Origin of the sequence: Streptomyces antarcticus (assembly GCF_026627255.1) — a bacterium.
Classification (GTDB): Bacteria; Actinomycetota; Actinomycetes; order Streptomycetales; family Streptomycetaceae; genus Streptomyces; species Streptomyces antarcticus.
In genome coordinates this window covers 381122-395078 of the sequence record NZ_JAPNLM010000004.1, presented here as the reverse complement: position 1 = coordinate 395078, position 13957 = coordinate 381122, and the positions used below count along the sequence as shown (strand labels likewise).

At 73.8% G+C, this 13957-nt stretch carries 14 protein-coding genes; 10 read left to right on the top strand and 4 right to left on the bottom strand.

The genetic code is table 11. From position 1 onward, the window contains the following. Positions 1-53 precede the first annotated feature (53 nt). Positions 54-1562, top strand: a complete 1509-nt coding sequence (locus OTB16_RS09815) for a glutamate synthase subunit beta (protein ID WP_267719592.1) — start codon at positions 54-56, stop codon at positions 1560-1562. Positions 1563-1793: 231 nt separating this feature from the next. After that, positions 1794-2027: a DUF6479 family protein gene (locus tag OTB16_RS09810; protein ID WP_267719591.1), complete on the top strand. Its 234-nt coding sequence runs from the start codon at positions 1794-1796 to the stop codon at positions 2025-2027. Between the two features lie 285 nt (positions 2028-2312). Here OTB16_RS09810 and gdhA read toward each other — a convergent pair whose 3' ends face one another. The 3 genes from gdhA to OTB16_RS09795 form a co-directional block, all read right to left on the bottom strand. Then, the gene (gene gdhA, locus OTB16_RS09805) at positions 2313-3662 is read right to left on the bottom strand and encodes an NADP-specific glutamate dehydrogenase (protein ID WP_267719590.1); all 1350 of its coding nucleotides are present in this window, start codon (positions 3660-3662) and stop codon (positions 2313-2315) included. Between the two features lie 238 nt (positions 3663-3900). After that, a complete protein-coding gene (locus OTB16_RS09800) occupies positions 3901-4353 on the bottom strand; it encodes a hypothetical protein (RefSeq protein WP_267719589.1) in 453 nt (150 codons plus the stop codon). Between the two features lie 308 nt (positions 4354-4661). Further along, entirely contained in the window at positions 4662-5885 is a 1224-nt protein-coding gene (locus OTB16_RS09795; RefSeq protein ID WP_267719588.1) for a saccharopine dehydrogenase family protein, read from the bottom strand. Positions 5886-6026: 141 nt separating this feature from the next. Here OTB16_RS09795 and OTB16_RS09790 point away from each other — a divergent pair, with 141 nt between their 5' ends. Continuing rightward, on the top strand, positions 6027-6815 hold the full coding sequence (locus tag OTB16_RS09790; protein ID WP_267719587.1) for a TetR/AcrR family transcriptional regulator: 789 nt from the start codon (positions 6027-6029) through the stop codon (positions 6813-6815). Positions 6816-6922: 107 nt separating this feature from the next. On the opposite strand, the gene OTB16_RS09785 is transcribed toward OTB16_RS09790, so the two are convergent. Further along, on the bottom strand, positions 6923-7591 hold the full coding sequence (locus OTB16_RS09785) for a hypothetical protein (protein WP_267719586.1): 669 nt from the start codon (positions 7589-7591) through the stop codon (positions 6923-6925). 240 nt (positions 7592-7831) lie between these two features. Between OTB16_RS09785 and OTB16_RS09780 the strand changes: the two genes are divergently transcribed. The 7 genes from OTB16_RS09780 (at position 7832) to OTB16_RS09750 (ending at position 13940) form a co-directional block, all read left to right on the top strand. After that, positions 7832-8437 (top strand): helix-turn-helix domain-containing protein, encoded by a 606-nt coding sequence (locus tag OTB16_RS09780; RefSeq protein ID WP_267719585.1) that lies wholly within the window; start codon positions 7832-7834, stop codon positions 8435-8437. 334 nt (positions 8438-8771) lie between these two features. Further along, a complete protein-coding gene (locus tag OTB16_RS09775; RefSeq protein WP_267719584.1) occupies positions 8772-9929 on the top strand; it encodes a hypothetical protein in 1158 nt (385 codons plus the stop codon). Positions 9930-10176: 247 nt separating this feature from the next. Next, positions 10177-10863 (top strand): HemK2/MTQ2 family protein methyltransferase, encoded by a 687-nt coding sequence (locus tag OTB16_RS09770; protein ID WP_267719583.1) that lies wholly within the window; start codon positions 10177-10179, stop codon positions 10861-10863. Further along, positions 10847-11206 (top strand): CDGSH iron-sulfur domain-containing protein, encoded by a 360-nt coding sequence (locus OTB16_RS09765; protein ID WP_267719582.1) that lies wholly within the window; start codon positions 10847-10849, stop codon positions 11204-11206. Before OTB16_RS09770 ends, OTB16_RS09765 begins: the two co-directional genes overlap by 17 nt. After that, entirely contained in the window at positions 11203-12240 is a 1038-nt protein-coding gene (locus OTB16_RS09760) for an iron-containing redox enzyme family protein (RefSeq protein WP_267719581.1), read from the top strand. Before OTB16_RS09765 ends, OTB16_RS09760 begins: the two co-directional genes overlap by 4 nt. Before the next feature lie 195 nt (positions 12241-12435). Then, entirely contained in the window at positions 12436-12936 is a 501-nt protein-coding gene (locus OTB16_RS09755; RefSeq protein ID WP_267719647.1) for a 2Fe-2S iron-sulfur cluster-binding protein, read from the top strand. Continuing rightward, a complete protein-coding gene (locus OTB16_RS09750) occupies positions 12933-13940 on the top strand; it encodes an FAD binding domain-containing protein (protein WP_267719580.1) in 1008 nt (335 codons plus the stop codon). The genes OTB16_RS09755 and OTB16_RS09750 overlap by 4 nt, the downstream gene beginning before the upstream one ends. The last annotated feature ends 17 nt before the right edge of the window (positions 13941-13957 follow it).

Below are 13957 nucleotides of genomic sequence, written 5' to 3'. Positions count from 1 at the left end.
CCGTACGCGCCGGTACCGCGCCCACACCGCGAACGATCCAGGGAGGCGGGCGTGTGACCGATCCCTTCGGCTTCCTCAGGATCCCCCGCAAGCCGGTTCCCGCCCGTGCCGTCGGGGAGCGGGTGGGCGACTGGCACGAGGTGTACGCGGGCCAGGCGCTGCTCCCGCTCGTCTCCCAGCAGGCCGACCGCTGCATGGACTGCGGCATCCCGTTCTGCCACACCGGCTGCCCGCTGGGAAACCTCATACCGGAGTGGAACGCGTACGCGGCCAGGGGCGACTGGCGCGCCGCGTACGAGCGGCTGCACGCGACGAACAACTTCCCCGAGTTCACCGGCCGGCTCTGCCCGGCGCCCTGCGAGGACGCCTGCGTGCTGGCGATCAACGCGGATCCGGTGACGATCAAGAACGTCGAGCAGGTGATCGCGGACGAGGGGAGGCGCCGCGGATACGCCGCGCCGAGGCCGCCCGAACGGCACAGCGGGAAGACCGTCGCCATCATCGGCTCCGGACCGGCCGGGCTGGCAGCGGCGCAGCAGCTGACGCGGGCCGGGCACGCCGTGGTCGTGCACGAACGGGCCGACCGGGTCGGCGGGCTGCTGCGCTACGGCATCCCCGAGTTCAAAATGGAGAAGTCGCACCTGGACCGTCGGATCGAGCAGATGCGAGCCGAGGGCACCGCGTTCGTGACGGATGCGGACGTCGGCGGCTCGACGGGCGCGGCCGAGCTGCGGAGCCGGTGTGACGCCCTCATCGTCGCGGTCGGGGCCGGTGAGCGGCGGGAGCTGCCGGTTCCCGGCCGTGCGCTGCGCGGCATCCACCAGGCGATGGACTACCTCACTCTCGCCAACCGGGTGCGGGAGGGCGACCACGCCCGGTCGCCGGTCACCGCCGAGGGCCGGCACGTGGTGATCGTCGGCGGAGGCGACACCGGCTCCGACTGCCTGGGCACGGCCCTGCGGCAGGGTGCGCTCTCCGTGGTCCAGCTCGACATCAACCCGGAGCCCGGGCCGGACCGGTCCGACGGGGAGCCCTGGCCGGTGTACCCGAAGGTGTACCGCGTGTCCCATGCCCACGAGGAGGCCCGCGGCCGCGAGGGCCGCGATCCCCGCTCCTTCTCCTGCGCCATCCTGCACTTCGAGGGGGACGCCTCGGGCCGGGTACGGGCGATGCACCTGACCGCCGTCGAGCCGGAGGCCCGCAGGCCCCTGGCGGGTACCGACCGAGTGATCCCGGCCGGGCTGGTGCTGCTGGCCCTGGGGTTCTCCGGGCCCGAGCGGGCCGGCGGCCTGTGCGAGCAGCTGGGCCTCGAGCGCGACGACCGCGGGACCTTCGTACGCGACGCGTCCTTCGCGGCCGGCGGCGGGCGGGCGCCCGGCGTGTTCGTCGCGGGCGACGCCGGGCGCGGCCAGTCCCTGGTGGTGTGGGCCATCGCCGAGGGGCGGGCGGCGGCCGCCGCGGTGGACCGCTACCTGACCGGCTCGACCTGCCTCCCGGCCCCCGTCGCCGCCCACGACCGGCCCATGACGGCGCTGGGCCGCATGCGCTACGGCGACTTCTAGTGCTGTGGCCGCAACGGTTTGCCGGGCCGTGGTGTCCGGTGCGGTGCGTCGCAAGGCGCAGGGCCGCGCCTCGTACTGGACGTACCGGTGTGGACCGACAGCGCGGCGGGGTACCGGGCGCCGCGACCCGGTGAACCCTTGCGGCCACGGCACCAGGTGTCCGGCGGCCCCGCGGTGAAGGCGCGGGACGCCGGGGCGTGCAGAACGCGCGGGACGGGGTAGACGCAGTCCATGATCACCTCCATGACTCTCGCGGCCGACGGTTCGACGTCCCTCTTCCTCATCGTTGCCGGTGTGGTGGTGGCCGCGCTCCTGATCGGGGCGTTCTGGTACGGCAGCCGGCGCGCCGCAAAGCTCAAGGACCCCGGGGCACGGCCGGCGGATCAGAGCCCGCAGGCTCAGGCCCGTCAGGACTCCTGGCAGACGCCCGACGAGGACCCCGACTCGACCCGCCCGCGGCCCTGACCCGGCCGATGGCCGGCGGGACCCCGCGCGGGTCCGGGGCGTGCCGCTCCGACGTCGCCCAGCAGCCCTCTTCAATTGGGCTGCTGGGCGACGTCTGGGGTCCGGCTGGTGCTGCGGCCACGAGAGGCTTGCCGGGCGTGGTGTCCAGTGCGGGTCGTGGTGTCCGGTGCGGTGCGCCGCAAGGCGGAGGTCCGCGCCTCGTACTGGACGTACGGGTGTGGTCCGACAACGCGGCCAGGTACCGTGCCGCGCGCCGCGGCACGGTGAACCCTTCCGCTCACAGCACTAGATGATGCCCTGGGCCAGCATCGCGTCGGCGACCCGTTCGAACCCGGCGATGTTGGCGCCGGCCACGTAATCGCCGGGGGTCCCGTAACGCTCGGCCGTCTCGTGGGCCACCGCGTGGATCGACCGCATGATGCCCGCGAGTTCCTCCTCGACACGGTCGCGGCCCCACGCGACCCGGCCCGCGTTCTGGGCCATCTCCAGTGCGCTGACCGCGACACCGCCGGCGTTGGCGGCCTTGCCGGGGCCGAAGGCGACACCGGCCGCCTGGAAGAGGTGGACGGCCTCGGGGGTGGTGGGCATGTTCGCGCCCTCGGAAACCGCCTTGACGCCGTTCTCGATGAGCGTGCGGGCGTCGTCGGCGCCGAGTTCGTTCTGGGTCGCCGACGGGAAGGCCACGTCCGCCGGGACCTCCCAGACCCGGCCCCCGGGTACGAAGCGGGCGGAGGAACCGCGCCGCACCGCGTACTCGCTGACGCGCCCGCGCTCGACCTCCTTGATCTGCCGCAGCAGGGCCAGGTCGATGCCCTTGTCGTCGACCACGTAGCCCTTGGAGTCCGAGCAGGTCAGCGGGTTGGCGCCGAGCTGCTGGAGCTTCTCGATCGTGTAGAGGGCGACGTTTCCGGAGCCGGAGACGACGGCGGTGAGGCCGTCCAGCGACTCGCCTCTGACGTTCAGCATCTCGGCGGCGAACAGCACGCTGCCGTAGCCGGTGGCCTCGGGGCGGATCGACGAGCCTCCCCAGCCGATGCCCTTGCCGGTCAGGACGCCGGCCTCCCAGCGGTTGGTGATCCGCCGGTACTGGCCGAACAGGTAGCCGATCTCGCGGCCGCCGACGCCGATGTCACCGGCCGGTACGTCCGTGTGCTCGCCGATGTGCCGGTACAGCTCGGTCATGAAGGACTGACAGAAACGCATGACCTCGGCGTCGGACTTGCCGTGCGGGTCGAAGTCGCTGCCGCCCTTGCCGCCGCCGATGCCCAGCCCGGTCAGCGCGTTCTTGAAGATCTGCTCGAAGCCGAGGAACTTCACCACGCCGATGTCGACGGACGGGTGGAAGCGCAGGCCGCCCTTGTACGGGCCGAGGGCGCTGTTGAACTCCACCCGATAGCCGCGGTTGACGTGGACCCGGCCCCGGTCGTCCGTCCACGGGACGCGGAAGATGATCTGGCGCTCGGGCTCCAGGAGCCGCTCCAGGAGTCCGGACTCCGCGTATTCGGGGCGCGCGGCGAACACCGGGGCGAGGGTGTCGAGCACCTCCCGCACGGCTTGGTGGAACTCGGGCTGAGCCGGATTGCGGCGCTCGATTTCGGCCCGGAGTGCGTCCAGCCTGTCCTTGGCGACGGTCACGTGTGTTCCTCTCCCATGCAGCCGGCCGGGCGTGCGGGCCCGGGCGGGGAGCGTACCGTGCGTGCCGGTGGCCCCGGAGGGCGGCTCCAGCCCCGCTCCAGCAGGCGCCTCCCGGCCCCCGGTCTTTCGCCGGCCGGGTCCCCCGCCCCGGGGGGCGCGGGACCCAGGTTCACGAGGGGAGGGGACCCAGGTTCACGAGGGGAGGGGACCCAGGTTCACGAGGGGAGGGGACCCAGGTTCACGAGGGGAGGGAGAGCGACCACCCCGCGACGTCCGCGAGGCGGCCGCGCCACAGGGCGTAGCGCATGGTCTGGTTCGCCGCGCCCGTGAGGAACGTGGCGTCGCGCAGGTGCACCCACCGGGGCAGCAGGGCCGGTGTGCGGGAACCGAGTTCCTCGCGGACGGCCTCCCGGACCAGCCGGGGAACCCGGGCGAGTGATTCCGAGCCCGACCCGGACGCGTCGCGCAGGCTGTTCTCCCACTCCTCCTCGTACGCCTTGCGACTGATCGCCTGGCCGTAGAGGACGCCGCCGGGGATGTTCAGCGAGACACCGAAGTGGGACTGCCCGGTCTCGTCACCGTCCAGCATGCTGATCAGCATCTGCAGGTCGAGGTCCAGGAACGGCTCGACCACGTTCGGATGCGCGGTGTCGTCCCGCTGGTCCGGTCCTGCGGCTTCGGATTCGTACATCGAGGCTTCCCTCCCGCCGGCCGCGCCGACCGGGAACCTGGTGGCACCGTCGACAGCGCGAACCGCCCCCACCGTACCGGGGGCGCCGACCGCTCGGACCGGCGGTCGGCGCGGTGGGAGCGCGGCCGCCCCGGCGTTGACGGGCCGGCACCCCGCGACGTCCGCCGCGGCCGGATCCCGGTCGTGGACCAGTACCGGGGCTCCCGCCGCGGCCAGTTCAGCCGCGAGGACCGCACCGACCGCGCCGGCCCCGTGGACCAGCGCCCGCGGCGTGGGGCGTCTGGCGTCCTGCGGCCGTGTGGCGCCCGTCAGCTCTGGTCGCGTACGGCCCACGGGGAGCCGTAGGCGGTCAGCAGGTCGAGGAAGGGCCGGGGCGGCAGGGCCTCGGGGCCGAGAACGCCCGGCTCCGACCAGACCCCGGTGGCCATCAGCTCCAGCGCCACCACCGGATTGACCGCGGTCTGCCAGACCACGGCCTGGGAACCGTACTCCCGCATGGACCACTCGTTGTCGACGACGTGGTAGAGGTACACCTCGCGCGGCAGGCCGTCCTTGACGCCCTTGACCCAGGTCCCGGCGCAGGTCTTGCCCGTCATCCGGTCCCCCAGGGTGGCCGGGTCCGGCAGGCAGGCGGCGACCACGTCTCGGGGCGAGACCCGGACGGGTCCAGCGTCGCTGTGCACCGTCACCGGGGTGGTCGCGTCCAGGCCCAGGGCGTGCAGGGTCTTGAGCTTGCCGATGAAGTCGTCGCCGAGGCCGTACTTGAAGGTGACCCGGCGGGCGTCGACCCAGCGGGGGATCAGCAGCACCTCCTCGTGCTCGACGTTCACGCACTCGACCGGGCCGATGCCCTCCGGGAAGTCGAAGACCTCCGGCTCGCTGAAGGGTTCCGTCGTGAACCAGCCGCGGTCCGCCTCGTAGACCACCGGCGGGTTGAGGCACTCCTCGATGGTGGTCCAGATGCTGAAGGACGGGGCGAAGTCGTAGCCCTCCACCATCAGATTCGCGCCGTCGCGCACGCCGATCTCCTCGATCTCGTCGAAGAGCTCGTCGGCGGCGTAGCGGGCGAACACGTCCGACAGTCCGGGCTCCACACCCATGCCGACGAGCGCGAGCCGGCCGGACTTCTCCCACTCCCGGGCCCGCTCGAACTGCTCGTCGCCGAGCTTGACCCCGCATTCGTCGTACGGCCGGCCGGGGTGCGGGCGGGACAAGGACATCGCCATGTCCAGGTAGTGCGTGCCGGCGGCGAGGGCCGCCCGGAACAGCGGCATGACGAACCGCGGGTCCGTGGCGTTCACGAGGACGTCGCACCGCCGCTCGGTGAGCAGTGCGGTGACGGCCGCCTCGTCCGAGGCGTCGACGCGGCAGGCGCTGAACCGGACGCCCTGGTCGTCCAGCGCGGCGACGGCGGCCTCGGCGCGGGACAGGTCGTAGTCGGCGACCACGAGGTGGTCGAAGAAGTCGCGGCGGGCCGCGATCCGGGTGATGGCCGTCCCGACGCCTCCGGCGCCGACGAGCAGTACACGCATGACAGGAGCCTTTCGTCAATGGAGAGGTTCGCTCCTCCCGGGAGGGATGAAACCCGGGCGGTGAGATTAAGGTCAATGGTGTTGGCGTAAGGCCGACGGGTGTGCGGCGTGCGAATGACCCGGGAAGGAGGCGGTGCGGTCGTGGCGAAGAAGGTGGTCCCCGAGGAGGCGCGGAGGCGGCGCCGCCCCACCCTGCGGGGGACGGTCCTGTCGGAGCGGCTGATCGTGGAGACGGCGCTGCGGATGCTGCGCGAGCACGGGGGCGCCGGGTTGTCCGCGCGGCGGCTCGGTGCGGCTCTGGGCGCGGATCCGAGCACCCTGTACCGGTACTTCTCGGGGATGGACGATCTCACGCTCGCGATCGGCGAGGAGCTGATCGGCCGGGCCCTGGCGGGCTGGTCCCCCACCGGCGCGTGGCGCGGCGACCTGCGGGAACTCGGCCTGCGCATCCACGGCGCGTATCTCGCCCACCCGCAGGCCGCGGTGCTCACCGCCAGCCGTGTGACGGGGCGGCCCCGGGAGATCGCGGCGGACGAGGCGATCCTGGGGATCCTGCGCACGGCCGGGTTCCCGGACCCGGACGCGGTACGGATCTACCACGCCTTCATCGACCAGAGCCTCGCCTTCGCGGCGCTGGACGCCGGCGCCTTGGCGCTGGCCGACGCCTCGAGGGAGGCCGACGAGGGCCGGTGGGAGTCCACGTACGCCCGGCTGCCGGAGGGCCCCTACCCGCACATCGCGGCGACGGCCGGGCTGCTGGCCGCGCGCATGACGGCCAGCGCCTACCCGACGGCGCTGGACATGCTGCTCGCGAGCGCGGCGGCGGAGCTCGCGGGCGCGGGACCCACCGCGTGTCCCGCCACGGGCCCTGCCGCGCGCCCTGTCGTCGCCGTGCCTGCCGCCGTGCCTGTCGCGGACTGCGGAACCTGACGGCCGGAAAGGGCCCGGCGCCGGGGCGGTCGGCCGGGGCCGCGCCTACGGCGAAGGCCGCGTCCGCGGCGATGCGGGACGCGGCCTTCGCCGGAGGTGTACGGGGTTCAGAAGTTCGGGCGCCGGAAGTAGTCGCCGGCCTTGGCGAGGCCCACGATCACCCAGACGCCGAGGCCGAGGAAGATCAGCCCGATCAGCAGGGAGAGGATGCTGGCGCCGACCGGGGTGTGCCCGTTGGAGCCGAGCGCGGCCAGGTTGGCGAGCAGGCCGAGCCCGGCGAAGAAGGCCTGGAGCGAGCCGTAAACGATGCCGGAGACGCGAACTCCCGTGCGGCCCTTGCTCATCTTGAGGGCCGTCAGGAAGGGCCACAGCGCCAGGGCGACGCAGAGGATGCCCACGATGATGACCATGCCTCCGGCGAGGGCGCCCACTTCGCTCGCGGACGTGCTGGACGAGCCAGAGAGCGCGGAGGCGAAGAGCGCGCCGCCGAGGATGGCGAACAGGCCGCCCAGCGCCTGCAGGCTGCCCAGGACGAAGAGGATGACGCGGGCGCCCTTCGCGCCGCCGGGCATCTCCATGTGCGCCCCCGGGTATCCGGCCGGTCCGCCGGGGTATCCCTGCTGGGGCGGGTAGGCGTATCCGCCCGGCGGGCCCTGGGGCGCGTAGCCGTAACCGGGCTGGCCCTGCGGGGCCTGGGGCGGGTAGCCGTAGCCGGGCTGGCCCTGTGGGGGCTGGGGCTGCTGGCCGTAGGGGTTGTTCGGGTTGCCGTAGCTCATCTCGGGGTGTCCCTCCGTGGAAGTGCGGGGACGCACGGCACGCACGCGGAGGAGAGAGGTGTGTCTTGCGGTCCGCCCCCCGGCACTGCCCGCGGCACTCATCAGGGTGCATCGTCGTCTGAGCGGTGAGGACTTGTCCAGTTCGCCGCCGGGCGGCCGCAGGGCGGTGCACCCCGGGCGATCCCCTGGACGCCTGCTCCGGCACGGCAAGACCCGTTGCCGATATGGCAATCTGCTCGTATGGACGACGACATCGACCACGCGCTCGACGCGGTCGGACCCCGGCTGCGCGGCCTGCGCAGACAGCGCGAGACGACGCTGGCCGAACTGTCGGTGACGACGGGCATCTCGGTGAGCACCCTGTCCCGGCTGGAGTCCGGTACCCGCAGGCCCAATCTCGAACTGCTGCTCCCCTTGGCCCGGGCCTACGGCGTCACCCTCGACGAACTCGTGGGCGCGCCGCCCACCGGTGATCCGCGCGTCCACCTGCGTCCGGTCAGCCGCCACGGCATGACGATGGTGCCCCTGACCCGCCGGGCCGGCGGCATCCAGGCGTACAAGCTGGTGATCCCGGCCGGCAGCCGCCGTCGGGTGCCGGACGCGAAGACCCACGAGGGCTACGAGTGGCTGTACGTACTCAACGGGCGACTGCGGCTCGTGCTCGGGGACAAGGACCTCGTGCTCGCACCCGGTGAGGCGGCCGAGTTCGACACCCGGGTGCCGCACTGGTTCGGCGCCTGCGACGCCGAACCGGTCGAGTTCCTCAGCCTGTTCGGCACGCAGGGCGAGCGGGCCCACCTCCGCGCCCGCCCCCGCCCGGAGCCGAACCCCGGCGGAGCTGCCTGACGGCCGGCGCGGAGGGCCGCCGACGCTTCCTGACGGGCGATCCGCCGGCGTCGACGTGCCAGGTCGCCGTCGCCCGGTCGCGCGCGGGGTCACCCGGGTGCCCGGCAGCGGATGCCGGGGGGGCCGCCCGGCCTGCTCCCATGGTCGTGGCGGACCGTGGACGCGCCACGGGACCGGAGGCCGGCGGGGGCGTAAAAGCGCCCTGTCGCATCGGCTGTCAGCGGGCCGTGAGACGCTCCCGAGCGCGTGGCCTGCGGATACGGCCGCGCGGTACAGACCGGGTGGGGAGCATGGGACAGAACGACGACCGCGGACCGGACGTCTCCGACGAGGAGTGGGCACGGTTCAGCGCACAGGCCGGGCAGGGCGGCGGGGACGCCCCCAGGGAACCATCGGCGCGGGCGCGGATGGTGACGGAGCGTCTGCGGCGCGAGGAGGCGGAGCGGGCGCGGGCCGGCCGGGGCTCTTCCGGCGCACGCCGAGGCAGGGCGCGGGCGACCCGCCCGGATGGCGGACCGGGCCCGCGTGGCAGGAGAGGGAAGGCCGGGGCACGGGCAAGCGGAGGCTGAAGGCCACCCTGGCCGTCGTCTGCATCGCCGCGCTGGCGGTGGTCGCACTGTGCCCGGAGCTGGTGATCGACCGGATCACCGGGAAGGCCGAGGACCGGCGCGAGGCCGGCCCCGCCGCCCCCGGCGCCCCGCTGGCCGGGGAATCCGCCCGGCCCTCCGAGGCTCCGGCGGAGCTCTACCCGGACCCGGACCGGCCCACGCTGACGCAGCCCTTCAGGGGCTCGCCGGCGCTCCAGTGGGCCGACGGCGCGGCCGGAATCGAGGTGCCGGAGGCGGCGGCGACCGGTGGGATGACCAAGGACCAGGTGGCGGACGCCCTGGCCAAGGCCAAGCCGTTCCTGGTCGCCGCCAATCTCGATCCCGCCACCCTGCGCGGGGAGCAGCACGCCACGGCGCTGTCACTGCTCGATCCGAAGGACAAGCGGACGAAGGACCAGCTGGCGGCGGCCTTCGCACGGCCGAGCCTCGAGCAGAACCCGCTGGACCTGTTCAGCTGGTACGACCCGGCCGAGCTGCGGCTCGTGGGCGAGGTCGTCAAGGTCCGCGGCCGCATGTGGGTGGAGCCCGGCGAGGGGCCGGGGCAGGCCCACGTCGTGGTCGACTACTCGTTCGTCTACCCGTTCGCGAAGGCCAGGGGCGGTGCGGACCAGGTCGAGAGGACGATCGTGCGCCGCGAGGCGACGTTCTCGATAGCCGACCCGCGCAAGTGGACGGCGACTCCGGGCAGGCTCTGGATCGTCGCCTACCAGCGGGACATCGCCAACAGCTCCTGCGACAAGTACGACGGCTACCTGCACCCGACCTTCGTCGAGGACCCCGCGACCGGCCCCACGCCCTCCGGGACGCCGATGGACCCCTACGACCGCAGCAAGACCATCGAGGAGTCCTCCCAGGAGGGCTGCACGGCCGTGTCGCGGTCGTGAGGCAATGCCGGACGGGCCCCCGCCGCACGGGCGGGGCCCTGAGGCAACGCCGGACGACCGGCCCCGTGCGCCTCACCGCCACCCTCCGTCACCCCCGCCCCCGACGGCGGGCACGCCGTGAGAGGTCGGTGGGCGGCCGCTGACAGATCACCTCCGGGCGAGTGGACGACCCGCGTGCGGGTAGCCGCCCTGTGCCGAGCCCGCGGGAAGACGTGCTGCGGGAGGCGTTCGATTCCGGAGGTGACCGATGTCCAGTACGGCCCTGAACAGGGGAATGACCCCACAGTCGATCATCTCGCTGCCAGGCGTGTACCGCCCTCAGGCGGATACCAGGCTCCTCGCGTACGCACTCGCTCAGGAAGAGCTGAGCCCTTCGACGGAACTGCTGGAGATCGGTACCGGAACCGGAGCCCTCGCCCTGAGCGCGGCCGCCCGGGGCGCACGGGTCACGGCCGTCGACGTGTCCTGGCGGGCGGTGGCGACCGCCCGTCTGAACGCGCTCCACCGGCGGCTGCCCCTGCGCGTCCTGCACGGGGACTTCGCGACCCGCACCCGGGGCCGGCGCTTCGACATGCTCCTGACGAACCCGCCGTACGTCCCCTCCCCCGAGCCCGGGCTGCCGTCGCGCGGCCCGCAGCGGGCCTGGGACGCCGGCACCGACGGGCGCCGCGTCATCGACCGGATCTGCGCCGACGCGCCCGCCCTGCTCCGCCCCGGAGGGATCCTGCTCATGGTGCACTCCGGGCTGTGCGGGGCCCAGGAGACCGTCGGCCGGCTGGAGCGGGAGGGTCTGACCGCCCAGGTGACCGCCCGGGCCTCCGTGCCCTGGGGGCCGGTGCTGCGCTCGCGCCGGGCCTGGCTGCAGGGCCGCGGTCTGGCGGAAGAGGGCGCCGAACTGGAGGAACTGGTGATCATCCGTGCCCAGCACCTCTGACCGCGCCGCGGACGCCTCCGCGCCCGCCGCCACTCCCACCGCCTCCACTCCCACCGGTTCCACTCCCCCCGCCTCCGCTCCCGGCGGGCGCCGCCCGGCCCGCCGTGTCAGCGTGGACCGGAGCGGTCCGGTCCTGGTGGAGGGACCCGTCGAGATCCTCCTGGAGGACGGGACCCTCGCCCGCTCGGACCGGTTCGCCGTCGCCGTGTGCACCTGCCGGCGCAGCCGCATCTACCCCTGGTGCGACACCAGCCACCGCCCCCGGGAACGCACCGCACCGCCGCCCGGCGGCAGCGACGCCGACACCGGCACCGACACCGACACCGACGGGAGCCCGCGATGACCGGGGCCGCACCGACGACCGCCTTCGCCACCACCACCAGTACCGGCCCTGTCCTGGTTGCCGGTCGCGGCGGGCTTTCCGGCGCCGTGGTGGAGGCGCTGCGTCACGGTGGCCCGCCGGACTACGCCCCGGGAGCGGTATTGAAGGCCGACCCGTGGGGGGAGGACCTCCAGCTGGCCCTCTACCTGCTCTACGAACTGCACTACCGGGGCTTCGCGGGCGTGGACGACGAACGGGAATGGGACCCGGACCTGCTCCGGCTGCGCCAGGCCCTGGAAGCCCGCTTCCTGCACGCCCTGCGCACCGATCTGTCCGCGGCGCCCGCATCGGTGGACGAGGCCTTCGCCCCGCTGCTCGTGGAACCCGCCGACCCCGCCGGCAGCCTCAGCCACCGGCTCGCGACCCGGGGCGAGCTGTGGCAGCTCCGCGAATACGCCGCCCTGCGCTCCCTCTACCACCTCAAGGAAGCCGACCCGCACCTGTGGGTGATCCCCCGGCTGACCGGCCGCGCCAAGGCCGCCATGGCCGCCATCGAGTACGACGAGTTCGGCGCGGGACACCCCGACCGGATCCACGCCCGGCTCTTCGCCGGCCTCATGAACGACCTCGGCCTGGACCCCGCCTACGGCCGCTACCTCGACCAGGCCCCCGCACCCCTCCTCGCCACCGTCAACCTCATGTCCCTCTTCGGCCTGCACCGCGCCCTGCGCGGCGCACTCGTCGGCCACTTCGCCTGCCTCGAGGTCACCTCCCCACCCGGCTCCCGCCGCCTGGCCAAGGCCATGCACCGCTGCCAAGCCGGCCCCGCCGCCGAACACTTCTACACCGAACACGTCGAAGCCGACGCCGTCCACGAACACGTCGTACGCCACGACGTCATCGGCGGCCTCCTCACCGACGAACCCCACCTCGAACCCGACATCGCCTTCGGCTGCGCCGCGACCCTCCACCTCGAAGACCGCCTCACCCACCACATCCACACCGCCTGGGAACAAGGACACTCCTCACTCCGCACCCCGCTGCCCGAGCGCTGACGGCTCCGCGCCCGGGGTGCCGGTTCGTACGGAATGCGCCAGTCTGGGCACGGACAGCAGGCGTACCGGTCCTGCGCACGCAGTACGGAGGAGGCCGCGGTGGCGGACGGCAGCGATCCACGGCCCGACCCCGGAGCCGGTGCGGTTCCCCCCGGGCCGGGCGGCGCGGCCGCTCCCCCGGCGTCCCGCGTCACCCTGAAGGTCAACGGCACGGAGCACGACCTGCGGCTGGACCACCGCGTCACCCTGCTGGACGCCCTGCGCGGGCACCTGCTCCTGACCGGAGCGAAGAAGGGCTGCGACCACGGCCAGTGCGGCGCCTGCACCGTGCTGGCCGACGGCAGGCGGGTCAACAGCTGCCTCCTGCTGGCAGTAACGCAGGACGGAGCCGACATCACCACCGTCGAGGGGCTCGGGAGCACGGCCGGCGACCTGCACCCCCTGCAGCGGGCCTTCCTGGAGCGGGACGCCTTCCAGTGCGGCTTCTGTACGCCCGGACAACTCTGCTCGGCCGTCGGAGCCATCGCGGAAGCCGCCGCCGGGCACCCCTCGCACGCCACCGGCGCGGACGCCCTGACCGACCCCGGCCCCGTCACCCTGACGGCGGAGGAGGTCAGGGAGCGGATGAGCGGCAACCTGTGCCGCTGCGGTGCCTACCCGCGCATCGTCGACGCCGTGAGGGACGTGACCGCGTGAAGCCGTTCGCCTACGTCCGCGCCGCCGGCCTCGACGAGGCCGTCGCGGCCCACGCCCGGCACCCCGGAGCCCGCTACCTCGGTGGCGGCACCAACCTCGTCGACCTGATGAAGCTGGGGGTGGAGAGCCCGACGGCCCTCGTCGACATCTCCCGGCTCCCGCTCGACGGCGTGGAGGAGCTGCCCTCGGGAGGGCTCCGGATCGGCGCCATGACCCGCAACAGCGACGTCGCCGCCCACCCCGCCGTCAGGGCCCGCCACCCCGTCCTGTCCCAGGCCCTGCTGGCCGGCGCCTCCGGGCAGCTGCGCAACATGGCCACCACCGGCGGGAACCTGCTCCAGCGCACCCGGTGCTCCTACTTCCAGGACGTGTCCAAGCCCTGCAACAAGCGCGAGCCGGGCACCGGCTGCGGCGCCCGCGACGGGCTGCACCGCGATCACGCCGTCCTCGGGCAGTCCGAGCGGTGCATCGCGACGCACCCCTCCGACATGGCGGTGGCACTCGCGGCGCTCGACGCCGACATCGAGCTGTACGGCGGGGACGGCGCCCGCACCGTGCCCGCGGCGGAGTTCCACCGGCTGCCCGGGGACCGTCCCGAGCAGGACACCGTGCTGCGCGCGGGGGAAATCGTCACCGCGATCGTGCTGCCCGCCCCGGGGCGCGGGGCCGTCTCGCTGTACCGCAAGGCGCGCGACCGGGCCTCGTACGCCTTCGCCCTGGCCTCCGTCGCCGCCGTCCTGGAGCTCGACGCGGGCCGCGTACGACGGGTGACGCTCGCCTTCGGGGGGCTGGCACACCGTCCCTGGCGGGCCACCGCGGCCGAGACCCTGCTGGTCGGCGCCGAGCCGACGCCCGACGCGCTGCGCCGGGCGGTGGAGGCAGAGCTGGCCCCGGCCCGGCCCCTGCGCGACAACGGCTACAAGGTGGCTCTGGCCGCCAACCTCGCCGTCGACGTGCTGGGGGCGCTGGCCGCCCGCGCGGACGGCCGTCCCCGCATCCCGTAGCCCGCGCCCCGTAGCCC

Bases quoted from the DNA above. Each gene is read 5' to 3' on its own strand.
- OTB16_RS09810 (WP_267719591.1), top strand. From the start codon at position 1,794: ATGATCACCTCCATGACTCTCGCGGCCGACGGTTCGACGTCCCTCTTC.
- OTB16_RS09770 (WP_267719583.1), top strand. From the start codon at position 10,177: ATGTCCAGTACGGCCCTGAACAGGGGAATGACCCCACAGTCGATCATC.
- OTB16_RS09785 (WP_267719586.1), bottom strand. From the start codon at position 7,591: ATGAGCTACGGCAACCCGAACAACCCCTACGGCCAGCAGCCCCAGCCC.
- OTB16_RS09780 (WP_267719585.1), top strand. From the start codon at position 7,832: ATGGACGACGACATCGACCACGCGCTCGACGCGGTCGGACCCCGGCTG.
- OTB16_RS09795 (WP_267719588.1), bottom strand. From the start codon at position 5,885: ATGCGTGTACTGCTCGTCGGCGCCGGAGGCGTCGGGACGGCCATCACC.
- OTB16_RS09760 (WP_267719581.1), top strand. From the start codon at position 11,203: ATGACCGGGGCCGCACCGACGACCGCCTTCGCCACCACCACCAGTACC.
- OTB16_RS09800 (WP_267719589.1), bottom strand. From the start codon at position 4,353: ATGTACGAATCCGAAGCCGCAGGACCGGACCAGCGGGACGACACCGCG.